We start from the raw sequence: 24,262 nt of genomic DNA, 5'->3' as shown, positions 1-24,262 counted from the left end.
GGAGTGTAACCGAGACTTACTTGCGAGACTACTAACCGGCGGCGGCCAGTTTGGCTTCCCGCGCGGCGCGCAGGCGGGCGAAGTCCTCACCCGCGTGATAGGAGGAACGGGTCAAGGGCGTCGCCGAGACCATGAGGAAGCCCTTACCGTAGGCCATGGCTTCGTACTGTTTGAACTCCTCCGGTGTCACGAAGCGGTCGACCACATGGTGCTTGGGGGTCGGCTGCAGGTACTGCCCGATGGTGAGGAAATCGACATCGGCGGAGCGCAGGTCGTCCATGACCTGCAGCACCTCTTCCTTCGCCTCGCCCAGGCCGACCATGATGCCGGACTTGGTGAAAAGGCTGGGATCCTGACGCTTCACCTCATCGAGCAGGCGCAGGGAGTGGAAGTAGCGCGCGCCGGGCCGGACCTCGGTATAGAGCCGCGGCACGGTTTCCAGATTGTGGTTGAACACGTCGGGCCGCGCTTCGACCACAACGGAAACCGCGCCTTCCTTGCGCAGGAAATCCGGGGTCAGAATTTCGATGGTGGTATCCGGCGAGGCTTCGCGGGTCGCGCGGATAACTTCGGCGAAATGCGCGGCACCGCCGTCGTCCAGGTCGTCGCGGTCGACCGAGGTGATGACCACATGCTTCAGGCCCAGCTTGGCCACGGCGGAAGCGACGTTGACCGGCTCGAAGGGATCGAGTGCGCCGGGCTTGCCGGTGGAAACATTGCAGAAGCTGCAAGCGCGGGTGCAGATCTCGCCCATGATCATCATGGTGGCATGGCGCTGGGCCCAGCATTCCCCGATGTTCGGGCAGGCCGCCTCCTCGCAGACCGTGGCGAGCTTATGTTCACGAATGATCTCGCGGGTCGCGTGATACTCCTTGGAAACAGGCGCCTTCACCCGGATCCAGGCAGGCTTGCGCTTCACCTCCTGGTCCGGCTTATGGGCCTTCTCAGGATGGCGGACCCGTGGGGTCTCGGTGGTGCTGTCGCTGCTCATCGTGCTCGCCTGTCTTTCATAGACTACATATGGATGACGCGGCCGTAAGCATCAAGGACCGACTCGTGCATCATCTCGGAGAGGGTGGGATGCGGGAAGACTGTGTGCATCAGCTCTTCCTCGGTGGTCTCCAGCCCCATGGCCACGACATAGCCCTGAATCAGCTCGGTCACCTCGGCCCCGACCATGTGGGCGCCCAACAACTGACCGGTCTTGGCGTCGAAGACGGTCTTCACCATGCCCTCGGGCTCACCCAGGGCAATGGCCTTGCCGTTGCCGAGAAAGGGGAAACGGCCGACCTTCACCTGATGGCCCGCCGCCTTCGCCTTCGCTTCGGTCAGGCCGACGCTGGCAACCTGCGGGTGGCAGTAGGTGCAGCCGGGGATCTGTTCTTTCTTCATCGGATGGACGTTGTTCAGGCCGGCGATCTTTTCGACGCAGATGACGCCTTCGTGCTCGGCCTTGTGGGCCAGCATCGGCGGGCCGGCGACATCGCCGATGGCATAGATGCCCGGTTCCGCCGTGCGCCCGTATTCGTCGATGACGATGCAGCCGCGGTCGGTCTTCACCTTGGTGGTTTCCAGGCCGATGTTTTCGATGTTGCCCCGCACGCCGACGGCGGAGATCACCCGGTCGACGGTGATCTCGGATTTCTTGCCGGCCTTGTCTTCGATGGTGGCGATGACGTTGTCGGCACCCTTCTTCACAGACACGACCTTGGTTTCGGTCATGATCTTCATGCCCTGCTTTTCGAACTGCTTGCGGGCATGCTTGGAAATTTCTTCGTCCTCAACCGGCATGACCTGGGGCATCACCTCGACCACCGTGACCTCGGCGCCCATGGTGCGGAAGAAGGAAGCGAACTCGATCCCGATAGCGCCGGAGCCGATGACCAGCAGGGTCTTGGGCATGGTCTGGGGCACCATCGCCTCGAAGTAGGTCCAGATCAGTTTCTTGTCCGGCTCGATCCCCGGCAGGGCGCGCGGCCGGGCGCCGGTCGCCAGAATGATGTGGGGTGCGGTGAGGTCGGAGAGCTTTTTGCCGTCCTTGGTGACGACCAGCTTGCCCGGCCCGTTCAGCTTGGCCTCGCCGTCAATCACCGTGACCTTGTTTTTCTTCAGCAGGTGACCGACGCCGCCGTTCAGTTGCTTGGAGACGCCGCGCGAACGCTGCACAACCTTGGCCAGGTCGAAGCCGGTGTTGCTGGCCGAAAGGCCGTAGGCGTCGGCGTGCTGCATGTAGTGATAGATCTCTGCCGAGCGCAGCAGCGCCTTGGTCGGGATGCAGCCCCAGTTCAGGCAGATGCCGCCCAGGTGCTCGCGCTCCACAACGCAGACCTTCATCTTCAACTGCGCGGCGCGGATCGCCGCGACGTAACCGCCCGGCCCGCCGCCGACGATGATCAGGTCAAAGTTCGTATCAGCCATATCACTCTCCTGCTGCCGGCGCTCAGCCCGGCGGATTCCATATATTCGCGTCGGGCGCCCGCCCGCTGATCAGATGAAGGATCAACGGCACCACACCGCTCTTGCCGTCGCTGGTCTTCAGGTTGGCAAAGAGACCCGCCTGGGATTCGAAAACCGCTCGGAACGGTGCGATCGAAGAAAGCAGATCGAACTTCCAACCATCAGCCTCTTCCTTGAAGTGCACCGAGACCGGAATCGGCGAGCCTTTCAGGTTCGACAGTTCGGCCTGGGCCCGGTCGCCATTGACGGAGAAAGGCGCCGCCGTCAGCCGCTCAACCTCGTCCATATCGAAGGCACGCTGATCGACGGCATAGGCCACCGCATCGCTCTTCTGCATCGCCCGCAGTTGCTCGGGCTTCATGTTGTGACGAAGCATCAGCACCGAGATCTGATCGAGCAGCGGCAGGGCCCGCACCTCCGCCGCTTCCATGGTCAGCGCCCGTTCCAGGGTCTCGTCCAGAAAAGCGTGAGTGTCGGCGGCCGTCAGCTTGGAAGCCGCCTCCCCGTCGCCCTCGACGAGCGCCTGCTTGTAGGCGGCGAAGCTCTGGTCCACGGCTGCCGGGTCCGCTCTCACACCGGTAGGGATCGTCAAAACGACGACCAAAAGGGCAAACAACAGTTTTGGAAGACCTCTCACGGTTTTCCTTTCCGGTGCAAAGATGTCGCCTAAAGCAGCATCGTCAGCGGGTCTTCGATCAGCTTCTTGAAGGCCGCGAGGAACTGGGCGCCGACGGCGCCGTCAACGACGCGGTGATCGACCGAGAGGGTGCAGCTCATCACCGTGGCGATGGTCAGCGCCCCGTCTTTCACCACCGGGCGCTGCTCGCCGGCGCCGACCGCCAGGATGCAGCCCTGGGGCGGGTTGATGACGGCGGAGAAATCCTTGATGCCGAACATGCCGAGGTTGGAGACCGAGAAGGTGCCGCCCTGGTATTCCTCAGGCTTCAGCTTGCCGTCGCGGGCGCGAACCGCCAGGTCCTTCATTTCTGTGGAGATGGCGGCCAGGCCCTTGGTCTCCGCCGCCTTGATGATCGGCGTGATGAGGCCCGCAGGGGTCGCCACCGCCACCGAGACATCGGCATTGTTATAGAACAGCAGGCCGGACTCGTCGTAGGAGGCATTGGCCGCCGGTACCTTCTTCAGCGCCAGGGCGACGGCGCGGATGACGAAGTCGTTCACCGAGATCTTGTAGGCGTCCGAACGGCCGTTCAGTTCCTTGCGGACCTTCAGCAGTTCGTCCACCTGGCAGTCGACCGTCAGGTAGAAGTGCGGAACCTGCTGCTTGGACTCGGTCAGGCGCTTGGCGATCACCTTGCGCATGCCGCTGAGCGGTTCCTGCGTGTAGGTCATGCCCAGCAGGTCGGCCATCTCTTTGGCGCCCGGCCCCGAAGCGGCGGGGGCCGCTGCCGCCGCCGGGGTTGCCGCCGCTGCGGCGGGAGCCGCTTGTCCGGGTTGGGCGTTCTCGACATCGGCTTTCACGATGCGGCCATGGGGGCCGCTGCCTTTCAGGGCCGTCAGATCGATGCCCTTGTCCTTGGCGATGCGCCGGGCCAGAGGGCTGGCGAACACGCGGTTGCCGCCACCGGCAGCCGGTGCCGCTGGGGCCGGCGCTGCAGCAGCCGGCGGTGGCGTCGAACCGTTGGTGCTCGCAGCCGGCGCCGGCGCGGCCGGGCTTGGCGCCGCAACAGCCGGTGCATCGCTGATCGCGGAAGCGTCCTCGCCCTCCTCCAGCACCACGGCGATCACTTGGTTGACTGCGACGGCTTCGGTACCCTCGGCCACGAAGATCTTGCCGATCGTGCCTTCGTCGATCGCCTCGACCTCCATGGTCGCCTTGTCGGTTTCAATCTCGGCGATCACGTCGCCGGAGGCGATCTCGTCGCCTTCTTTCACCAGCCACTTGGCCAGGGTGCCTTCGGTCATGGTCGGCGAAAGCGCCGGCATCAGAATATTGATTGGCATGTCTCTGTCCCCTCCTGCGCCGCGCTAGCCGCGGTAGCAGACTTCTTTGGCTCCAGCGGCGATGTGGCTTGCCTGCGGCAAGGCCAGCGCTTCCAGATTGGCGGCATAGGGCATCGGCACATCGACGCCGTAGACCCGTTTCACCGGCGCATCGAGCCAGTCGAAGGCCTGCTCCATGGCCACCGAGGCAACCTCCGAGCCGATGCCCGAATAGCCCCAGCCTTCCTCGCAGGTCACCAGCCGGTTGGTCTTCTGCACCGAAGCGATGATGGTCTCGGTATCCAGTGGCCGCAGGCTGCGCAGGTCAATGACCTCCGCATCGATGCCCTCGGCCGCCAGCAACTCGGCGGCCTCCAGGGCCTTGCCCACCATGATCGAAAACGCGGTGATGGTGACGTCCTTGCCCGGCCGGACGACCTTGGCCTTGCCGATGGGCACGGTCCAGTCGGCCGAGTCCGGCACCTCGAAGCTCTGGCCGTAGAGAATCTCGTTCTCCAGGAAGATTACCGGGTTGTCGTCGCGGATTGCCGATTTCAACAAGCCCTTGGCGTCAGCCGCCGAATAGGGGGCAACGACCTTCAGGCCCGGCACATGGGCATACCAGGAGGCATAGCATTGGGAATGCTGGGCGGCGACCCGGGCCGCGGCGCCGTTGGGGCCGCGGAAAACAATGGGTGAGGAGATCTGGCCGCCGGACATGTAGTGCGTCTTGGCGGCGGAGTTGATGATGTGATCGATCGCCTGCATGGCGAAGTTGAAGGTCATGAACTCGACAATGGGGCGCAGGCCGTACATGGCGGCGCCGACACCGAGGCCCGCAAAGCCGTGTTCGGTGATCGGCGTATCGACCACCCGGCGGGCGCCGAACTCGTCCAGCAGGCCCTGGCTGACCTTATAGGCGCCCTGATACTCCGCCACCTCTTCACCCATCAGGAAAACGCGGTCATTGGCGCGCATCTCCTCGGCCATGGCATCGCGCAGTGCATCGCGCACGGTCTGAGTGACCGTTGCACCCGACCACTCGGGCTCTGCGGCGGCGGGCGTCGCCATCGGCGGCGCACTGGCCGTTGCCGGCGCGGGCGCCTCTGCCGCCGGTGCAGCCGCGGGCACCGCTGCCGGCGCCGTCGAGATCGCCGAGGCGTCTTCGCCGTCTTCCAGCAGAACGGCAATCACCTGGTTCACCGGCACCGCTTCCGTGCCCTCGGCCACCATGATCTTGCCGATCTTGCCCTCATCGACCGCCTCGACCTCCATGGTTGCCTTGTCGGTCTCGATTTCCGCCAGGATGTCACCGGAGGCTACGTCATCGCCTTCCTGTTTCAGCCACTTGGCCAGCTTGCCCTCTGTCATCGTGGGCGAAAGCGCTGGCATTAGAATCTCGATTGGCATGTCCCCTCCCGGGAAAATTGCGTCCAGCCGCTGGAACGGGATCAGGCCCCGTCGCGCCGGAATTGTCCTGATGATTTAGACGTAGACGTCGGTGTAAAGCTCGGAGACATCCGGCTCCGGGCTGGTCTGCGCGAAGTCCGCCGCCTCGGAAACGACGGCCTTCACCTCTTTGTCCAGCGCCTTCAGGTGCTCTTCGTCCATCACCTCGCGCTCAATCATAATGCCGCGCAGCCGTTCGATGGGGTCGCGCTCCTGGCGGACCTTCTGGACTTCTTCCTTCGAACGGTACTTGGCCGGATCGGACATGGAGTGGCCGCGATAGCGGTAGGTCATCATTTCCATGATGAAGGGCCCCTTGCCGGAGCGGGCATGGCTGAGCGCCTTCTCCGCCGCCTCGCGCACCGCCAGTACATCCATGCCGTCGACCTGGACGCCGGGGATGCCGTAGGCCTGGCCGCGATGATAGAGCTCGGTGCTCTTGGCCGAGGACCGCTCGATCGAAGTACCCATGCCGTACTTGTTGTTCTCGATCACGTAGACCGCCGGCAGCGACCACAGCGCCGCCATGTTGAAGGACTCATAGACCTGGCCCTGGTTCAGCGCGCCGTCGCCGAGGTAGCTGATCGAGACCGCATCCTCTTCCAGATAGCGGTGCGCAAAAGCCAAGCCGGTGCCGATCGGCACCTGGGCGCCGACAATGCCGTGGCCACCGTAGAAGCGTTCTTCATGGCTGAACATGTGCATGGAACCGCCCTTGCCCTTGGAGTAGCCGCCGCTACGCCCGGTCAGCTCCGCCATCACCCCCTTGGGGTCCATGCCGCAGGCGAGCATATGGGCATGGTCGCGGTAGGAGGTCAGCACCGTATCCAAGGGGCCCATGGACGCCTGCACGCCCACGACAACTGCTTCCTGACCGATGTAGAGGTGGCAGAAGCCGCCGATCAGCCCCATGCCGTACATCTGCCCGGCCTTTTCCTCAAAGCGGCGGATCAACAGCATGTCGCGATAGTATTTCTGAAGATCTTCGACCGAGGCTTTGATCGGTGCCGCGGCAGCTTTGCGTTTGCCGCCGGCACGTGATGCCGCCGCCTTACTGTTCGCCATAGGGGTCTCCCCGCGTTGCGCATAGGGCCAAAGGCGGTTGAAACCCGCCCATCTACGCGCCGAGCTTACCCCAGGACTTAAATCGATGCAATCGTGGTTAATGCTTTGTTTTATATCGGAAATTTATTAATTAACACAATATAAGTTAAGGCCGAAAGAATGCGCTTTCCAGCTGGTCAGAGCGGTTCGCCGTTACGCTGCAACTCCGGCGGCAGAAAGATAACATGATCCTGCTGCGTACCGTAGTTCAAGATCGCTTGCGCGCGCTCTTCAAGCAGGTCCGGCTCCAGTGCATGGCCCCGCAGCAGGGCAGCCCGGGTTTCCAGCTCGGCGCGCTGGCGTTGCAGGCTCTCCGCCGTCATCAGTACCTGGGCGCGCTCCTGCTTCAGCATGATCCAGGCATAGAAGCCCCGGTCGCCGTTCATCGCGTGATAGGCGAAGTAGGCAACCATGCAGGCAGCGAGTACCTGGGGGGCCGCTTGCCGGGCGCGGTTTTTGATCTCTCTGATAAGACGCATGAGCACAACGAATCACAGAGCGATTCGCAGGGTCAAGAAAAAAAGAGTCAAAGATTCCAAAGAGATTCAAGAATGAACCTCCTGCGCCGACTGTTCGCGCTTTGGACTCCTTTTGGACCCTTCAGGCGGTGGGTTTTAGACCACGCCTAAGTAACTTTTCAGCTGCGCAGGACGTCGCGCCCGGCATAGACCGCGGCGGTGCCCAATTCCTCCTCGATCCGGATCAGCTGGTTGTACTTCGCCAGCCGGTCCGAGCGGGACAGCGAGCCGGTCTTGATCTGGCCGCAGTTGGTCGCCACCGCCAGATCGGCGATGGTGGCGTCCTCGGTCTCGCCGGAGCGATGGGACATCACCGCGGTGTAAGCCGCCTTGTGGGCCATGTTCACTGCCTCCAGGGTTTCCGACAGGCTGCCGATCTGGTTCACCTTCACCAGGATCGAATTGGCCACCCCCTTGGCGATGCCGTCGCTCAGCCGGACGGGGTTGGTGACGAAGAGATCGTCACCGACCAGCTGCACCCGGTCGCCCAGGGCGTCGGTCAAAAGCTTCCAGCCCTCCCAATCGTCCTCGCCCATGCCGTCTTCGATGGAAAGGATGGGATAGCGGTCGCAGAGCGCCACCAGGTAATCGACCATGGCCGCTGAATCGAGACTCTTGCCCTCGCCTTCCAGCTCGTACTTGCCGTTCTTGAAGTACTCGGTTGAGGCACAATCGAGCGCCAGCATCACGTCATCGCCCAGCTTATAGCCGGCGGCCTCGGTCGCCCGGGCCACGAAGCCGAGCGCCTCGTCGGTCGAGGCGAGGTTCGGGGCGAAGCCGCCCTCATCGCCGACATTGGTGTTGTGGCCGGCGTCCTTCAGGCCCTTGCGCAGGGCGTGAAAAATCTCGGAGCCCGTGCGCACCGCCTCGGCCAGACTGTCGGCCCCGACCGGCATGATCATGAACTCCTGAATGTCGATCGGGTTGTCGGCATGGGCGCCGCCGTTGATGATGTTCATCATCGGCACCGGCAGGGTACGGGCATAGCTGCCGCCGACATAGCGGTAGAGCGGCAGGCCCGCCTCTTCCGCCGCGGCCTTTGCGACAGCCAAGGAAACACCGAGGATCGCGTTGGCGCCCAGGCGGCTTTTGTTCTCGGTCGCGTCCAGGTCGATCATCATCTGATCGATGTGCACCTGGTCCTCGCCGTCGAGGCCGGAGAGCACGTCGAAAATCTCGTGGTTGACCGCTTCGACGGCCGCCAGCACACCCTTGCCGCCATAGCGCTTTTTGTTGCCGTCGCGCAGCTCCACGGCCTCATGGGCGCCGGTGGAAGCGCCGGAAGGCACCGCGGCCCGGCCGAAGGCCCCGCTTTCGAGCGTCACGTCGACCTCAACGGTCGGATTGCCGCGGGAATCCAATATTTCCCGGCCCCTGATATCGATGATTGCTGTCATGACCCTCTCGACGCTTTCCCGGTTTGCGATCCCTGGATGCCGGCATCAGGCGCTTCGCCCTGCCGACCGCTAAGACACTCTTGCGTTGCCCAAAGCTGTTGCCCGCGTTTTTTGTCCGCAGGCGACACGCGGATTGCTATAGGCGAGCGCGAGCCAAATGTCGACCGGCGAGTTGCTGTCGGTAGCCTCTCCGGCCTTGGGACGACGATCAGTTCAATTCAATGGGATTGGCCTTGGCAATTCCGTCGAATGCCATAAGGGTCGTGATCAGATCCTTCAACTGATGCAGCGGCACCATATTGGGGCCGTCCGATGGCGCTCTGTCCGGATCCTGATGGGTTTCCATGAAGACAGCGGCCACCCCGACCGCGATGGCGGCGCGAGCGAGAACCGGCACGAATTCGCGCTGTCCCCCGGAAGAACCGCCGCGGCCGCCCGGTTGCTGGACCGAGTGCGTGGCGTCGTAGACCACAGGACAATCGGTGTCCGCCGCCATAATCGCCAGCGAGCGCATGTCCGAAACCAAGGTGTTGTAGCCGAAGGACGCTCCGCGCTCGCACACCAGGGCGTTGGGATTGCCGCTTTCAGTGATCTTGGCGGCGACGTTCTTCATGTCCCAGGGGGCCAGGAACTGGCCTTTCTTGACGTTGACCACTTTGCCCGTATTGGCGGCGGCGACCAGCAGATCTGTCTGACGGCAGAGATAGGCCGGAATCTGCAGGACGTCGACCACTTCACCAACGATGCCGCACTGTTCCGCTGTATGGACGTCGGTCAGAACCGGGCAACCATAGGTCTCGCGCACTTCGGCAAATACCGAGAGGGCTTCGTTCAGCCCAATGCCGCGGGCAGCCGTCAGGCTGGTCCGATTGGCTTTGTCGAAAGAGGATTTGTAAATCAGGCCGATGCCCAGTTCCGCCGCCATCTCGGTCAGCGCATGGCTCATTTCCAGCGCATGGGCCCGGCTTTCCATAGCGCAGGGGCCCGCAATCAGCGCAAACGGCAGATCGTTGCCGAGGGTGACGGGTCCAACTTTTACGTGCTTTGCCTGCGCCATCCTGGGCAATTCCTCTGATTACAGTTCCTGCAGTGCAGGGTGGAGCGGAGTGCGGGTGGTCCGCCTGACTTTACCCCTAACGAATTTACATCAAACCAGGCGCGACTGCTCCACCGCCGCCGCCACGAAGGATGTGAACAGCGGGTGCGGGTCGAAGGGCCGTGATTTCAGCTCCGGATGAAACTGCACGCCGACGAACCAGGGATGGCTCGGCAGCTCGACGATCTCCGGCAGCTCGCCGTCGGGCGACAGGCCTGAGAAAAGCAAGCCGGCCTTTTCGAGGCTTTCCCGGTAGTTGATGTTCACCTCGAAGCGATGACGGTGGCGCTCGCTGATCGAGTCCTCGCCGTAAATCTCCCGCACCCGGCTGTCTTCTTTCAGCACGCAGGGATAGGCGCCAAGACGCATGGTGCCGCCCAGATCGCTCTCGCTGTTGCGCCGCTCGATCCGGTTGCCCTGCGACCACTCGGTCATCAGGCCGACCACCGGATCAGCCGGATTGCCGAACTCGGTGGACCCGGCTTCCGGCATGGCAGCCAGATTGCGGGCGGCTTCGATCACCGCCATCTGCATGCCGAAGCAGATGCCGAAATAGGGAACCTGATGCTCCCGGGCAAAGCGTGCCGCAGCGATCTTGCCCTCGGCGCCGCGCTCACCGAAGCCGCCGGGCACCAGGATGCCGTGCACACCCTCAAGCTGCTGCAGGGTGCCTTCCTTCTCGAAGATTTCGGAATCCAGCCAGGAAACCTTCACCTTCACATTGTTGGCGATCCCGCCATGGGTCAGGGATTCGGCAAGCGACTTATAGGCGTCCAGCAGACTTACGTACTTGCCGACGACACCGATAGTGACCTCGCCATCGGGCTCGTCGATGCGGCCCATGATCCGGTCCCAGTTCTCGAGGCCCGGTTGCCCGACATCCAGGCCGAAGTGCCGGCAGACCTCGTCGTCCAGACCCTCTTCGTGGTAAGCCCGGGGCACGGCGTAGATCGAGTGCACGTCCAGCGCCGGAATGACGGCTTCCTCTCGGACGTTACAGAAAAGCCCGATCTTGCGCCGATCTTCGTTGGGGATTTCCCGCTCGCTGCGGCAGACCAGGATATCGGGCTTGATACCGACCGACTGCAGCTCTTTCACCGAGTGCTGGGTCGGTTTGGTCTTCAACTCGCCGGCCGCCGCGATGTAGGGGATCAGGGTGCAGTGAATGAACAGGCTGCGCTCGCGGCCAAGCTCGTTGCCCAGCTGGCGGATCGCCTCAAGGAACGGCAGGCCTTCGATATCGCCGACGGTGCCGCCGATCTCGCAGATTACGAAATCCTCGTCGGCCAGATCGCCAAGCACGAAGGACTTGATGGCGTCGGTGACATGGGGAATCACCTGGACGGTGGCGCCCAGGTATTCGCCCCGCCGCTCACGCGCCAGAACCTTGGAATAGAGTTGCCCGGTCGTCACATTGTCGCTCTTGCGTGCCGGCACGCCGGTGAAACGCTCGTAGTGACCCAGGTCGAGATCGGTTTCGGCCCCGTCGTCGGTGACGTAGACCTCGCCGTGCTGATAGGGCGACATGGTTCCCGGATCCACATTCAGATAGGGGTCGAGCTTTCGCAGCCTGACCTTGAATCCGCGTGCCTGGAGAAGCGCCCCAAGCGCTGCGGAACAGAGACCTTTTCCGAGGGAGGAAACCACACCGCCGGTGATGAAGATAAACCGCGCCATGGGCCAAGACTATTGAACGATCAGAGGCCGGGAAGCAAGCCTTGCAAGGACGGCAACGTCACTTTGCCGACAGTCTGTGACAAACGAAGGAAAAGTCCCGCTCTGCGCTGGCCGATCAAGGTCTTGGACCGCCCTTCGCAGGGCGATCGAACGCCTGATGCGCCACCGGGCGGCAGACAATCCACAGGCAGCAAATCCGTCGTTGCGGATTCGCATTGCGCAAAGGCTGGGTTTGAAAAGGGCGGTACCCGGAAGGCACCGAGCATTGAGCGGGCGAGGACTCCGGCCGTGCGACCTGCTCGGTCAGGCCTACTGGGCCGGGACCGAAGGCTCCGCCGGCTCTGCAGGCAGCGCGGGTTCAATCGGTGCGGACTGGGTCGGCCCTGCGGGCAGCTGATCGACGATCGAGCGCCGCTCGTCGCCGCCGCCGGCCAAAATGGTCAGCGTAATACTCGTAGCCATGAAACAGGCGGCCAGGATCGCCGTGGTCCGGGTCAGCAGGTTTGCCGTCCCCCGGCCGGTCAGGAAGCCGCCCATGCCACCGCCGCCGCCACCACCGCCGCCGCCAATACCAAGACCGCCGCCTTCACTCCGCTGCAGCAGAACCACCCCGATCAGCGCCAGGGCGAGAAGAATATGAACGACTAGAAGTACTTCCTGCATGCTGCTCGTTCGCTGGGTTCAGCGTCCTCGATTGGCTGGCTGCGCTTTGCCGGGGCGGCGCGCTCCGCCGGAATTTGTTTCATGGATATCGCGCTGAAATCCGGATACCGCAGGCGGGACTGCAGACAAGAACCCAACGCAATTGCGCGCTATGTAATGGCTCCAGCCGCGAAAGACCAGAAAAAACCGACCGAAAGCCTCAGGCCTGGCCGATGCCCGCGCCCGATCCGATCAGGGGCAGCTTGTCGCAATCGCCCAGAAATCCTCAGCTTTCAGGCTGGCGCCGCCGACCAGGGCGCCGCCGACATTGTGCTGAGCCATCAACTCCCTCGCATTTGCCGGCTTTACCGAGCCGCCATAGAGAATGCGGACCTGCTCGGCCCCCTCACCGACCAGACCGACCAGCACGCGGCGGATTTCCGTGTGGGCTTCGGCCACATCGCCCGGGGTCGCGGTTTGGCCGGTGCCGATGGCCCAAACGGGCTCGTAGGCCACGACCAGGCGCTCCGCCGCCATCCCGACCGGAACCGAGCCCTTTACCTGGCGGGCGATCACCGCCAGGGCTTGCCCGGCCGACCGCTCAGCCGCGGTCTCGCCGACACAGACGATGGGAATCAGCCCGGCAGCCAGGGCCGCCTCGGCCTTGGCCCTGACCACCGCGTCGTTTTCGCCGTGGTCGGCCCGCCGCTCGGAATGGCCGAGAATGACGTGGCTGCAGCCCATATCCCGCAGCATGGCACCCGATATATCGCCGGTGTGGGCGCCGCTGCCGGCGTTGTGGCAATCCTGCCCGCCGACCTGTACGCCGCTCTCCGAAAGGATGTCCGCCACCGGCCCGATATGAGGATAAGGCGGGCAAACCAGCAACTCACAGGCAAGGCCCCCGGCCGCAGCGCGCGCTTTCAGGTCTTCGGCTAAAGCCGTGGCATCGGCCAGCAGGCCGTTCATTTTCCAGTTGCCGGCTATTAAAGGCTTCATCGCTGGCGGTACCCCTTCCAAGCAGCGGACCGCTTTCCTAGCACAGGCACCATCCCCGGCCAATCCCCACGAAAGGGCCCCGCCCCCACGAAACTGTGTTGGAACAACGGCGGGAAGCCTGGATTTGCGTGTTGCCCGGCCGGGGAGGCCTTTCTAAACTGCCGCGGCCATCCACCCAACGGTGCCGGGCTTTTGTAGGCCCGCCTTTAAGAGAGTCAGTTCCAACCGATGAAACGCCAAAAACTTATCACCAAGATCGTGATGATCCCCCTCTTCGGCCTTCTGATTCTCAGTTTCGCCGTCTGGGGCATCGGCGATATCTTTCGCACGGACGGCCACGGCCAGAACGTCGCGACGGTCGGCGATACGGTGATCGACCAGCGCAGCTATGCCCAGGAGGTATCGCGCGAAATCGGCAATGTCAGCCGGCGCTTCGGAACCCAGCTCACCCCGGAGCAAGCCCAGGCCTTCGGCATTCCCCAGCAGGTTCTCAACCGTCTGGTGAGCCGCGCCGTTCTTGATGAGATGACCGATCGCCTCGGCCTCCTGATGACCGAGGACCAGATGCGCGCCCAAATCCTGGAGAACCCTGCTTTCCAGGGTGCGACCGGGCGCTTCGACCGCAACCGCTTCGCCCAGGCTCTGCAATTCAGCAACATGAGCGAAGCGGGCTTCTTGCAGATTCTCAGCCGCGATACGCAGAGACAGCAGCTTACCCAGGCGGTGACCGAAGGGGCCGTCGCCCCCCGTAGCCTGACCGAACAACTGTTCACCTATCGCGAGGAACGGCGTATCGCCGACTATGTCGTCATCCCCAATGACAGCGCCGGGGATGTCGGTGAACCCGACGCAGCCGCCATCCAGGAAACCTACGACTCTGCGATCGACAACTTTATGACCCCGGAATACAAGGCGATCACGCTGGTTCATCTGCGCGTTGCCGATGCGGCGGCGGAGATCTCCGTTTCGGAAGAAACGCTGCTTGCCGAGTTCGAGGCCCGCCGCGAGACACTGTCGACGCCCGAGCGCCGCGAGATAACCCAGGCCGTGCTGCCCGACGAAGCTGCGGCCCAGGCCCTGGCCGACAAGATCGCCGAGGGAACCGACTTTGCCGCGGCCGCGCAGGAGCAAACCGGGCGTGCGCCGGTCTCCCTTGGTCTGGTCGCAGAGACCGAGCTGCTGGCGGAACTCGGCGGCCCCGCCTTTCAGCTGGCGCTCGAAGAGGTCAGCGGACCTATCCAGAGCCCGCTCGGTTGGCACATCGTGGTGGTGAGCGCCATCGAGGAAGGCGAAGAAGCGGAATTGGAAAACCTGCGGGAGCAACTGACCCGGGAAATCGCCGAGAACCAGGCGGTCGACATCGTCATCGAGCAGGCCAACCGCTACGACGACGCCATCGCCGGGGGGCTGCCCATCGAAGACGCCGCCGGGAATCTGGGGATCGAGTCCCGTCAGATTGCCGCAATCGATATTCAGGGCCGTGATACGGCAGGGAACGCTATTGAAGGCCTGCCGACCTTAAATGAGTTTATCGATGTGCTGCGCAATACGGCGGAAGGCGACACCAGCCTGCTGACCGAGACGCTGGAGGGCGATTACTTCGTCATCAGGATCGACGGCACGACGGAGGCGGCGCCCAGGCCATTGGATGAGGTTCGCGAAGACGTGGTGCGGCTGTGGCAGGCGCGCGAACTGGGCCGGGTCAGCCAGGAACGGGCGCAGGCTCTGGTGGACCGCCTTGAAGCCGGTGAAGATTTTGCCGCTCTCGCCACAGCAGAAGGACTGACACTGGAGCGTACCGAAGCCATCACCCGCTTTGAGAACAACCCGCAACGCACCCCGGCGCCCGCCCTCTCCCAACAGCTGTTCGATGTCCGCGAGGGCGAAGTCGTCTTGGCGGCCACGTCCGGTAGTCAGATCGTCGCCAAACTGGTCGATGTGCTGGGTGCGGAGCAGGACGGCCGGGAGGAGCGCCTGACGCAGCTTTCCGATCAGCTCGCATCGTCGATCAAGGACGACATCTTCCAGCAATTCCTGGCTTCGCTGCGACAGGAAATCGATATCAGCATCAATCAGCGACTGATCGACCAGACCCTTACCGGCGGCAGCGCCTACTAAGACAGCCATGCAAACCACACCAGACTTTGCGGCCTTTGAGGCAGTCTATCAGGCTGGCCAGGCGCAGGTGGTTTACACCGCCCTGATTGCGGATCTTGAAACGCCGGTGTCCGCCTTTCTCAAGCTGGCCGAAGGAAAGCCCAACTCCTTTCTCTTTGAATCGGTTGAGGGCGGTTCCATCATCGGCCGCTATTCCTTTCTTGGCATGCGCCCGGACCTGATCTGGCGCTGCCATGGCACGAAAGCCGAGATCAACCGCCAGGCACGTTTCGACAGCGAGAGCTTCGAGCCCCTGGCCGAACCGGTGATCGAGAGCCTGCGCGCATTGATCGCCGAAAGCCACATCGAGTTGCCGGAGGGCCTGCCGCCGATGGCCTCCGGTCTGTTTGGTTACATGGGCTACGACACGGTGCGGCTGATGGAAGACCTGCCGGACAACAACCCGGCGGCCTTGGATGTACCGGACGGCATGTTCATCCGCCCCACGGTGATGGCGGTCTTCGATCGCGTGGAAGATCTCGTTACCCTCTTCACGCCGGTCTGGCCGCGCGGCGATATTTCGGCCCGCGCCGCTTATGCTCAAGCCTGTGAGCGGCTGGCCGATGTCGCCCAGGATTTCGAGCGCGCCCTGCCCCAGCGCCGCGACGTGACGGCCGACCTGGGCAGCCTTCCGGAACCGGCATCCAACATGACCCGGGAGACCTTCCATGCCATGGTCTCAAAGGCCAAGGACTACATTCTGGCCGGCGATGTCTTCCAGGCGGTCCTGTCGCAGCGCCTCTCCCTGCCCTTCAAGCTGCCGCCCTTTTCGCTCTATCGGGCGCTCCGCCGTCTCAACCCCTCACCCTTTCTGGTGTTCATCGACTTCGGCGGCTTCGCCATCGTGGCCTCCAGCCCAGAGATTCTGGTGCGTCTGCGCGACGACACGGTGACCATCCGGCCAATTGCCGGCACCCGGCCCCGCGGGGCCGACGCAGCGGGCGACAGGGCGCTGGCCGACGAGCTTCTGGCCGACCCCAAAGAGCTGGCCGAGCATCTGATGCTGCTGGACCTCGGCCGCAACGACGTCGGCCGGGTAACGCAGGTGGGTAGTGTGAAGGTCACCGAGCAGATGGTGATCGAACTCTACAGCCACGTCATGCACATCGTCTCCAACGTCGAAGGCAAAATCGCCGAGGGCAAGGACGCCATGGATGCCCTGATCGCCGGTTTTCCGGCGGGTACCGTTTCCGGCGCGCCCAAGGTCCGGGCCATGGAGATTATCGACGAGCTGGAGCCGGAGCGCCGCGGCGTCTACGGCGGCTGCGTCGGATACTTCGGCGCCGGCGGCTCGATGGATACCTGTATCGCACTACGGACCGCCGTGGTGAAGGACGACGTCATGCACATCCAGGCCGGTGGTGGCGTGGTCGCCGACAGCGACCCGGAGGCCGAGTACCAGGAAAGCTGGAACAAGGCCCGGGCCCTGCTGCGCGCCGCCGAAGAGGCCGTGCGCTTCGCGGCAAGGCGGGGTAACTGAGTCCCGCACAAGAGGTATCGCGATGGCCCGACTGACCCTCTGGGGACGCTTGTCCTCCTGCAACGTTCAGAAGGTGCTCTGGGTCCTGGAAGAACTGGAATTACCCTATGAGCGCATCGATGCCGGGGGCGACTTCGGCGGCTTGGACGAGCCGGCTTACCGGGCCATGAACCCGCACGGCACGGTGCCGACCCTGCGCGACGGCGAACAGGTCGTCTGGGACAGCGATGCCATTATCCGCTATCTCGCCGCCAGCTACGGCAAGGGCCGCCTCTGGCCGGAAGACCCGGGCGAACGTGCGGTGGCGGATCAGTGGCTCGCCTGGGTCAATTCGACTCTCTATCGGGATTGGATCGACCTTTTCTGGATGCTGGTGCGCACACCGCCCGAGCAACAGGACGCCGCCGGCATCGAAGCCCGCCGGTCGCGCACCGCCGCCCGCCTGGCCGTTCTCGACCGCCGCCTGGCCGAAAGCGCCTTCGTCTCAGGTGACGCATTGGGCCTGGCGGACATCGCCGCCGGAATGACGCTTTACCGCTGGTTCGAGATGCCCATCGAGCGGCCCGAGCTGGCGCATGTCGAAGCTTGGTACCGGACCCTCCGCGAACGCGCCGCCTACGTGAATGCCGTGTGCCGGCCTTTCGAAGATCTGAAGGGTAAGCTTGGGTATTAGACCCGGAAACTGTTCCGCTGTCGGATGCCCGGGGCTATTGCTTGCGGGCCCGCAACCCCGATCTGTCGCGTTAAAATATTTCCCATTTGTTAAGCATGACAGCCTTAGCTTTGGCCGCACCAGAGCGGAGGGAGTACGATGGCGTCGGACACCAGCCTGATCAACGAAAATGATCTTATTTCAAAGAGTTACGCCGAAAGCGTTAGCGGCGGCGACAGCCTTGCCAGTCAACTCCGGGCGGCACAGCTGCGCAGCGGTCGTAACCCCATGTCGATGGTCATGGAACATTGGAAGCTGCGTCGCAAGATCGGGCGCCTGACCCTCCAGGAGTACCTTCTCTACAACCTCTATGACGACTCATTGTACGACCAGGCGGAGAAGGAACGCTTCCTGAGTGAAGGCGTACACTGGCCAATCACCAATCGCTGCTCAGATTTATCCTGGCGTGCGACCACAGAGGACAAGTGGCTATCCTATCAAATCCTGCATCAATTCGGCATCGCCGTCCCCAAAACGCTGGCGATTATCGATAGCAGCGGCCGGTCTTTTGGCCCCGACCGGCGCCTTGAAAACGCGGACCAACTGAGTGGCTTTCTTCGCGACCTCAATACCTTTCCGATTTTTGCCAAACCCAACAATTCGCTGGGAAGCTTTGGTGCCTTTGTCATTCAGGCCTTTGATAATGGAGTCGTACATCTAGACGGTGGACGCCGGTCCACGCCCCAAGATCTCCTTGATGGCATGGTCGCCGGCAATTGCTATCTGCTGCAGGAGATGATCGAGAACCACGCGGATATCAGAAAATATGCGGGCGCCGTCGCCACCCTTCGCACCATGAATCTGGTGGAGAACGGCAAGGTTACAACGCCGTTCACCCTGTTCAAGATTCCCGTCGGGAACAACATTGCCGACAACTTCTGGCGCAAAGGCAATCTGCTGGCCAATGTCGATCGGGAAAACGGCAAGATCCTGCGTGTCCTGCGCGGGAAAGGGCCGGCCGTGGAGGAATTCAACGCACACCCCGCGACCGGACAACCGCTGGTCGGCACCTATTTGCCGTATTGGCAGGAGCTGAGGCAATTGAATGAAGACTGTGCCCGGCTCTTCGCGCCGGTGCGCTACCAGTCTTTGGATATTGCCTTTACCGATGCCGGGCCCGTTGTGGTTGAAATCAATAGTGGCGGCTCTTTTCTACTGCCCCAACTTGCCAGCGGCCGCGGTTTTCTAACCGATGAGGTGCACGCCTTTTTCGCGGCCTGCGGCTGGCAGTCGGCCAAAGCCTAAGCTGCAGGATCGCTTATGTTCCGGTGGCACCGATGAAAACTCTTGCCGGGAATCGCGAATCAGGGTGATAGTTTAGGTCCTGTTTCAACAGCTGAAAGGAGGTGATCCAATGTCACATGAGATTTCGGAGAAGTCTGAGGGCCTTGGATGTTCAACGGGTTTGAGGAAGCAGCCTTCGTCAACCGCGTGACGCCTTCGAAGCGGGTTCCCGTTTCGGGTCCGTAAGACTTACCAGCTCATGGGGGGCCGCAGGAATGCGGCCCCTTTGCTGTTGGGTACCATCCAAAAAAAGCGGAGCGGCCCGAAACAGGCCAACCGCCAAGCGTAACCCAACGAGCCTAACCGGCAGCGGCAACTTCGCGGGCGGTTTCGAAGAAGGCGCGGATGACCTTGCCGCCGGCGCGTTCGCGCAGGCAGACCAGCGCCTCGTCCATCAGCAGCTCGCAATCGGAAAGGCGGATCGGTACCAGCCGCGGGTCCTGGCCGAACTCAGCGGATGAGACGACACCGACGCCGCCGCTGGTGGCGACAATCTCACGCACCGCCTCCCGGCCTTCGGCCTCGATCGCCGGCTTCAGTTTCAGCCCGCGGGCCTGGGCCGCCGCCTCGACGCTCTGGCGGGTTTTTGATCCGCGCTCCCGCAGAACCAGAAACTGATCGCAGAGTTCCGCCAGGGTGATCTTTTTGCGCTTGCTCAGGGGATGCTCCGTATTGGTAAAGGCGATCAGCGGCGTGGAGCTCAGCTTGATGGTTTCGAAGTCGCGGCCCTTGGGCATCTCGCCCAGTATGCCGATCTCGGCTTCGTAGTCGTAAAGCTGGGCGATAACCTCTTCGGAGTTCCCGGCGCTGACGACCATGCCGACATCAGGGTAGCGTTCACGAAAACGGCCGAGAATATGCAGCATGTGATGGGCCGAGTCAGCCACCACCCGCAGCGATTCCGCCCGCAGAGCCCGCGATTCGGAAAGCAGCTCAAGGGCCTGCTTCTCAACCTCGAACATGCGGTGGCTGATCTCCAGCAACCGCTGCCCGGCACTGGTCAGGCTGACCTGTTTCTTGTGCCTGTTGAAGAGGATGACATCATACTCCTCCTCCAGCTTGCGAACCTGGTCGGAGATCGCCGGCTGGGTCAGGCAAAGCGCCTCGGCGGCGCGTGAAAAGCCGCCGCAGACTGCAACATAGTGGAACGCTCTCAGTTGAACGTAGCGCAAGGCCCGCCCCTCTTAGGATGAGGTCAAAAAACCGTCACAGGCTTCTATTACCATAACTTATCAAACATATACAAAATAACGATTTTACAGATACATGAGAGAACCCCAGGATAGCGGCCGATTCACCCTTTCAGTTCCACCTCGCACGCCAGGAGAGCGACGCTGATGGCCCATGACAGCGGAGCAGCCGTGACCCCCAAATTCTCCATCGCCGATCCACCCGCCGGGGGCGAACCCTATCTGCTGACCCCCGGCCCCCTTACCACCTCGGCAGGCGTGAAACGCGCCATGTTGAAGGACTGGGGCTCCTGGGACGGCGATTTTCGCGCCATGACGGCTGATCTGCGCCGGCGCCTGCTTGCCATTGCCGGCGACAAAGACGGTACCTACGACTGTGTGCCTCTGCAGGGCAGCGGCACCTTCGTGGTGGAGGCCATGCTGGGCAGCTTCCTGCCGCCGGACGGCAAGGCGCTGGTTCTGGTGAATGGCGCCTACGGCCAGAGGACCGTGCAGACCCTGGGCTATCTCGACCGTTCCTACTGGGTGCTCGACAAGGGCGATTATCTGCCGCCCCGCGGCGCCGAGGTGGCGGCGGCGTTGGACGCCGATCCGACGATTACGCATGTCGTCCTGGTTCATTGTGAAACCTCCTCCGGCATCCTCAATCCGCTGCAGGAGATTGCCGAGGTCGTGGCGGCCAAAGGCCGCAAGTTGCTGATCGATTCCATGAGCGCCTTCGGCGCCCTGCCCCTCGACCCGCAGACTGTCCCTTACGCGGCCATGGTGTCCTCCGCCAACAAATGCATCGAAGGCGTGCCCGGCTTCGGCTTCGTCATCGCCGACAAGACCGAGATCGAGGCCGCCAAGGGCCGCAGCCATTCCCTCAGCCTCGACATCCATGCCCAGTGGGCGGCAATGGAAAAGACCGGCCAATGGCGCTTCACGCCGCCGACCCATGTGGTCGCCGCCTTCCTGCAGGCCCTGCGGGAGCACGAGGCGGAGGGCGGCGTCGCCGGGCGCGGCGCACGCTATGCCGCCAACTGCGATACCCTGGTGGCGGGCATGCGCGCGCTGGGCTTTGAGACCCTGCTGAAAGACGGCTGGCTGTCGCCGATCATCGTCACTTTCTTCAACCCGGCCCATCCGAAGTTTGACTTCAATCGTTTCTACGAGCTGTTGAAAGCCAAGGGGTTTATCATCTATCCCGGCAAACTGACGGTGGTCGACAGTTTTCGTATCGGCTGCATCGGCCGGCTCGACACCGCCGTCATGCATCAGCTGGTCGTGGCAGTTGGCGAGGCGTTGAACGAAATGGGGGTCGACGACGCCAGCCCCCCTTCTTCCGCCATAAACGAACGCGCCAAGCTGGTTGCCTGAGAACGCAAAGGACCTCCGCAAAAGGACCCCCAATGAACGCCCCCTCCTCTGTTACCGTAAACAAGCGCAGCTACGCGTTCCCCAAAGACCCTGTGGTCGTGGTCTGTATCGACGGCTCCGAGCCCGACTACATGGAACAGGCGATGGCCGCCGGGCGCATGCCCTGGCTGGCCTCCGCACTGCCGGGCGGGGCGGACCTGCGCGCCGACTGCGTGGTGCCCAGCTTCACCAACCCCAATAACCTTTCCATCGTCACCGGACAACCACCCGCCGTGCACGGCATCTGCGGCAACTTCTTTTACGACCCCGCCAAGGACGCGGAGGTGATGATGAACGACCCGGCCTATCTGCAGGCGCCGACCATCTTCGCCGCCTTCCAGCAGGCCGGCGCCAGGATCGCCGTGGTCACGGCCAAGGACAAGTTGCGCCGCCTGCTCGGTCACGGCCTGGCGCTGAAAGCGGGCGAGGCCGTCAGCTTCTCCGCCGAGAAGGCCGATGAAGTTTCCCTCGCCGAGAACGGCATTGAGGGCGTGCTGGAGATGGTCGGCAGGCCGGTGCCCAGCGTCTACTCCGCCGACCTCTCGGAGTTCGTTTTCGCCGCCGGGGTCAAGCTGATGGCGAGCATGAGGCCCGACCTCACCTACCTCTCCACCACCGACTACATCCAGCACAAGCACGCGCCGGGCACCGAGGGCGCCAATGACTTCTACGCCATGATGGACGGCTACTTTGCCCGGCTTGACGCCGCCGGTGCCGTCATCGTCCTGACCGCCGACCACGGCATGAACGCCAAGCACAAATCCGATGGCTCACCCAATGTGCTTTACCTGCAGAGCGCTCTGGACGAGTTCCTCGGCGCCGGCAAGGCGCGGACCATCCTGCCGATCACCGACCCCTACGTGGTTCACCACGGAGCACTGGGTTCCTATGCGACGGTCTACCTTCCCAAGGATGCTGATCGGGCCGCGGTCGCCGGTTTTGTCGAGGGGCTGGAAGGCGTCGAGCGGGTCCTGTCCCGCGAAGAGGCGGCCGAAGCCTACGAGCTGCCGGCCGAGCGGATCGGCGATCTGGTGATCGTGACGGAGAAGACCCGAGCCGTCGGGACGAGCCCGGAGAAGCACGACCTTACGGGCCTGGAGGTGCCGCTGCGCTCTCATGGCGGCGTCAGCGAGCAGCGCGTGCCGCTGGTCGTGAACCGCCCGGTGAGCGGTGTCGAGGGCCGGAAGCTGCGTAACTTCGACGCCTTCGATATTGCTCTCAATCATGCAGAAGCCAGCCGGTCCGCGGCCGCCGAGTAAGGGAACCTTCCATTATGAGTATCGCAGAAACCATCGGCGCCGCAGCTATCCGCCATGAGCCCATGCGCATCGCCGGCCGTAAGGTCGATGCCGAAGGCGTTATCGAGGTCCGTTACCCCTACACCGACGCGGTGATCGGCACGGTACCCGCGGGCAACGCCGCCCAGGCGCGCGAGGCCTTCGACATTGCCGCTGCCTACGAACCGAAGCTGACCCGTTACGAGCGCCAGCAGATCCTGTTCAAGACGGCGGAGATCCTGGTCGCGCGAAAAGAGGAAATCTCCGACCTCATCACTCTGGAACTCGGTATTTCCAAGGCCGACTCACTCTATGAAGTGGGCCGCGCCTACGATGTCTTCACCCTGGCCGGGCAGCTCTGCATCCAGGACGACGGCGAGATCTTCTCCTGCGATCTGACGCCCCACGGCAAGGCGCGCAAGATTTTCACGACCCGCGAGCCCTTGAAGGCGATCTCCGCCATCACGCCCTTCAACCATCCGCTCAACATGGTGTCCCACAAGATCGCGCCGTCCGTCGTCACCAACAACTGCATGGTCTGCAAGCCGACCGAGCTGACGCCCATGACGGCGCTGATCCTGGCCGATATTCTCTATGACGCCGGCCTGCCGCCGGAAATGTTCTCCGTCGTTACCGGCCTGCCGCAGGATATCGGCCTGGAGATGATCCAGAACCCGGACATCGAGTTGATTACATTCACCGGCGGCGTGCCGGTCGGCAAGATGATCGCCGACAAGGCCGGTTACAAGCGCACTGTATTGGAACTGGGCGGCAACGACCCGCTGATCATCCTGAACGACCTCAGCGACGACGACCTTGCCAAGGCCGCCGACCTCGCCGTCGCCGGGGCCACCAAGAACTCGGGACAGCGCTGCACGGCAGTGAAGCGCATCCTCTGCCAGGACAGCATCGCCGAGCGTTTCGTGCCGCTGGTGCTGGAGCGCGCCAAGAAGATCCGCTTCGGCGACCCCATGGACAGCGATAACGACCTGGGCACCGTGGTTCACGCGCAGGCGGCCGAATCCTTCGAAGCGCGTGTTCACGCCGCGGCGGAAGCGGGTGCGGAAATCCTCTACAACCCGGGCCGCCAGGGCGCGCTGTTGCCGCCCATCGTGGTCGACCGCGTGCCTCATGAGTCGGAACTGGTGATGGAGGAAACCTTCGGTCCCATCGTCCCCATCGTGCGCGTGCCCGACGACGACGAAGCGGTGATGAAAATCTCCAACTCCACCGCCTTCGGGCTTTCTTCCGGCGTCTGCACCAACGACTTCAACCGTATGCAGGCCTACATCAAGGGCCTGAAGGTGGGCACGGTGAACATCTGGGAAGTGCCCGGCTACCGCATCGAGATGTCACCCTTCGGCGGCATCAAAGACTCGGGCCTCGGTTACAAGGAAGGCGTCATCGAGGCGGTAAAGAGCTACACCAACGTGAAGACCTTCTCCCTGCCCTGGAGCTAAGGTCCGACGGCAGGACTCGAACCA

20 protein-coding genes are annotated in these 24,262 nt (G+C 63.1%); 7 read left to right on the top strand and 13 right to left on the bottom strand.

The window, feature by feature from the left end:
* Window positions 1-31 precede the first annotated feature (31 nt).
* The 12 genes from lipA to tpiA all read right to left on the bottom strand — a co-directional run bounded on the left by lipA (window position 32) and on the right by tpiA (window position 13,280).
* On the bottom strand, window positions 32-991 hold the full coding sequence (gene lipA / locus HBA54_RS01925) for a lipoyl synthase (protein ID WP_167220762.1): 960 nt from the start codon (window positions 989-991) through the stop codon (window positions 32-34).
* 23 nt (window positions 992-1,014) lie between these two features.
* Window positions 1,015-2,418 (bottom strand): dihydrolipoyl dehydrogenase, encoded by a 1,404-nt coding sequence (gene lpdA / locus HBA54_RS01920; protein ID WP_167220760.1) that lies wholly within the window; start codon window positions 2,416-2,418, stop codon window positions 1,015-1,017.
* A gap of 22 nt (window positions 2,419-2,440) precedes the next feature.
* Complete coding sequence (locus HBA54_RS01915; protein WP_167220758.1) at window positions 2,441-3,094, bottom strand: hypothetical protein; 654 nt, start codon at window positions 3,092-3,094, stop codon at window positions 2,441-2,443.
* 29 nt (window positions 3,095-3,123) lie between these two features.
* Window positions 3,124-4,419: a pyruvate dehydrogenase complex dihydrolipoamide acetyltransferase gene (locus HBA54_RS01910; protein ID WP_167220756.1), complete on the bottom strand. Its 1,296-nt coding sequence runs from the start codon at window positions 4,417-4,419 to the stop codon at window positions 3,124-3,126.
* A 24-nt stretch (window positions 4,420-4,443) separates the two neighbouring features.
* Window positions 4,444-5,808 carry a pyruvate dehydrogenase complex E1 component subunit beta gene (locus HBA54_RS01905; protein ID WP_167220754.1) on the bottom strand — a complete coding sequence of 455 codons (1,365 nt, stop codon included), beginning with the start codon at window positions 5,806-5,808 and terminating at the stop codon, window positions 4,444-4,446.
* Window positions 5,809-5,883: 75 nt separating this feature from the next.
* The gene (pdhA, locus tag HBA54_RS01900; protein WP_167220752.1) at window positions 5,884-6,912 is read right to left on the bottom strand and encodes a pyruvate dehydrogenase (acetyl-transferring) E1 component subunit alpha; all 1,029 of its coding nucleotides are present in this window, start codon (window positions 6,910-6,912) and stop codon (window positions 5,884-5,886) included.
* A 176-nt stretch (window positions 6,913-7,088) separates the two neighbouring features.
* Window positions 7,089-7,430: an FtsB family cell division protein gene (locus HBA54_RS01895; RefSeq protein WP_167220750.1), complete on the bottom strand. Its 342-nt coding sequence runs from the start codon at window positions 7,428-7,430 to the stop codon at window positions 7,089-7,091.
* Window positions 7,431-7,588: 158 nt separating this feature from the next.
* A complete protein-coding gene (gene eno / locus HBA54_RS01890) occupies window positions 7,589-8,866 on the bottom strand; it encodes a phosphopyruvate hydratase (RefSeq protein WP_167220748.1) in 1,278 nt (425 codons plus the stop codon).
* A gap of 208 nt (window positions 8,867-9,074) precedes the next feature.
* On the bottom strand, window positions 9,075-9,923 hold the full coding sequence (kdsA, locus tag HBA54_RS01885; RefSeq protein WP_167220746.1) for a 3-deoxy-8-phosphooctulonate synthase: 849 nt from the start codon (window positions 9,921-9,923) through the stop codon (window positions 9,075-9,077).
* A 90-nt stretch (window positions 9,924-10,013) separates the two neighbouring features.
* Window positions 10,014-11,639, bottom strand: a complete 1,626-nt coding sequence (gene pyrG, locus HBA54_RS01880; protein WP_167220744.1) for a CTP synthase — start codon at window positions 11,637-11,639, stop codon at window positions 10,014-10,016.
* Between the two features lie 309 nt (window positions 11,640-11,948).
* Complete coding sequence (gene secG / locus HBA54_RS01875) at window positions 11,949-12,302, bottom strand: preprotein translocase subunit SecG (RefSeq protein ID WP_167220742.1); 354 nt, start codon at window positions 12,300-12,302, stop codon at window positions 11,949-11,951.
* A 231-nt stretch (window positions 12,303-12,533) separates the two neighbouring features.
* Window positions 12,534-13,280, bottom strand: a complete 747-nt coding sequence (tpiA, locus tag HBA54_RS01870) for a triose-phosphate isomerase (protein WP_167220740.1) — start codon at window positions 13,278-13,280, stop codon at window positions 12,534-12,536.
* A 228-nt stretch (window positions 13,281-13,508) separates the two neighbouring features.
* Between tpiA and HBA54_RS01865 the strand changes: the two genes are divergently transcribed.
* The 4 genes from HBA54_RS01865 (at window position 13,509) to HBA54_RS01850 (ending at window position 18,874) form a co-directional block, all read left to right on the top strand.
* Complete coding sequence (locus HBA54_RS01865; protein WP_167220738.1) at window positions 13,509-15,398, top strand: peptidylprolyl isomerase; 1,890 nt, start codon at window positions 13,509-13,511, stop codon at window positions 15,396-15,398.
* Between the two features lie 7 nt (window positions 15,399-15,405).
* Window positions 15,406-16,917: an anthranilate synthase component I gene (gene trpE / locus HBA54_RS01860; protein ID WP_167220736.1), complete on the top strand. Its 1,512-nt coding sequence runs from the start codon at window positions 15,406-15,408 to the stop codon at window positions 16,915-16,917.
* Window positions 16,918-16,939: 22 nt separating this feature from the next.
* Window positions 16,940-17,590, top strand: a complete 651-nt coding sequence (locus HBA54_RS01855) for a glutathione S-transferase family protein (protein ID WP_167220734.1) — start codon at window positions 16,940-16,942, stop codon at window positions 17,588-17,590.
* Window positions 17,591-17,728: 138 nt separating this feature from the next.
* Entirely contained in the window at window positions 17,729-18,874 is a 1,146-nt protein-coding gene (locus tag HBA54_RS01850; protein ID WP_167220732.1) for a sugar-transfer associated ATP-grasp domain-containing protein, read from the top strand.
* A gap of 338 nt (window positions 18,875-19,212) precedes the next feature.
* Here HBA54_RS01850 and HBA54_RS01845 read toward each other — a convergent pair whose 3' ends face one another.
* On the bottom strand, window positions 19,213-20,085 hold the full coding sequence (locus HBA54_RS01845; protein WP_167220730.1) for a LysR substrate-binding domain-containing protein: 873 nt from the start codon (window positions 20,083-20,085) through the stop codon (window positions 19,213-19,215).
* 165 nt (window positions 20,086-20,250) lie between these two features.
* Here HBA54_RS01845 and HBA54_RS01840 point away from each other — a divergent pair, with 165 nt between their 5' ends.
* Genes HBA54_RS01840 through phnY form a run of 3 tightly spaced genes read left to right on the top strand, consistent with a single transcriptional unit; the run spans window position 20,251 to window position 24,238 of the window.
* The gene (locus HBA54_RS01840) at window positions 20,251-21,462 is read left to right on the top strand and encodes a 2-aminoethylphosphonate--pyruvate transaminase (protein WP_167220728.1); all 1,212 of its coding nucleotides are present in this window, start codon (window positions 20,251-20,253) and stop codon (window positions 21,460-21,462) included.
* 32 nt (window positions 21,463-21,494) lie between these two features.
* Window positions 21,495-22,760 carry a phosphonoacetate hydrolase gene (gene phnA / locus HBA54_RS01835; protein ID WP_167220726.1) on the top strand — a complete coding sequence of 422 codons (1,266 nt, stop codon included), beginning with the start codon at window positions 21,495-21,497 and terminating at the stop codon, window positions 22,758-22,760.
* Between the two features lie 14 nt (window positions 22,761-22,774).
* Window positions 22,775-24,238: a phosphonoacetaldehyde dehydrogenase gene (gene phnY / locus HBA54_RS01830; protein ID WP_167220724.1), complete on the top strand. Its 1,464-nt coding sequence runs from the start codon at window positions 22,775-22,777 to the stop codon at window positions 24,236-24,238.
* Window positions 24,239-24,262 lie beyond the last annotated feature (24 nt).

The organism is Pelagibius litoralis (assembly GCF_011683915.1).
GTDB lineage: Bacteria > Pseudomonadota > Alphaproteobacteria > Kiloniellales > Kiloniellaceae > Pelagibius > Pelagibius litoralis.
This window is presented reverse-complemented; position numbering and strand designations above follow the sequence as displayed.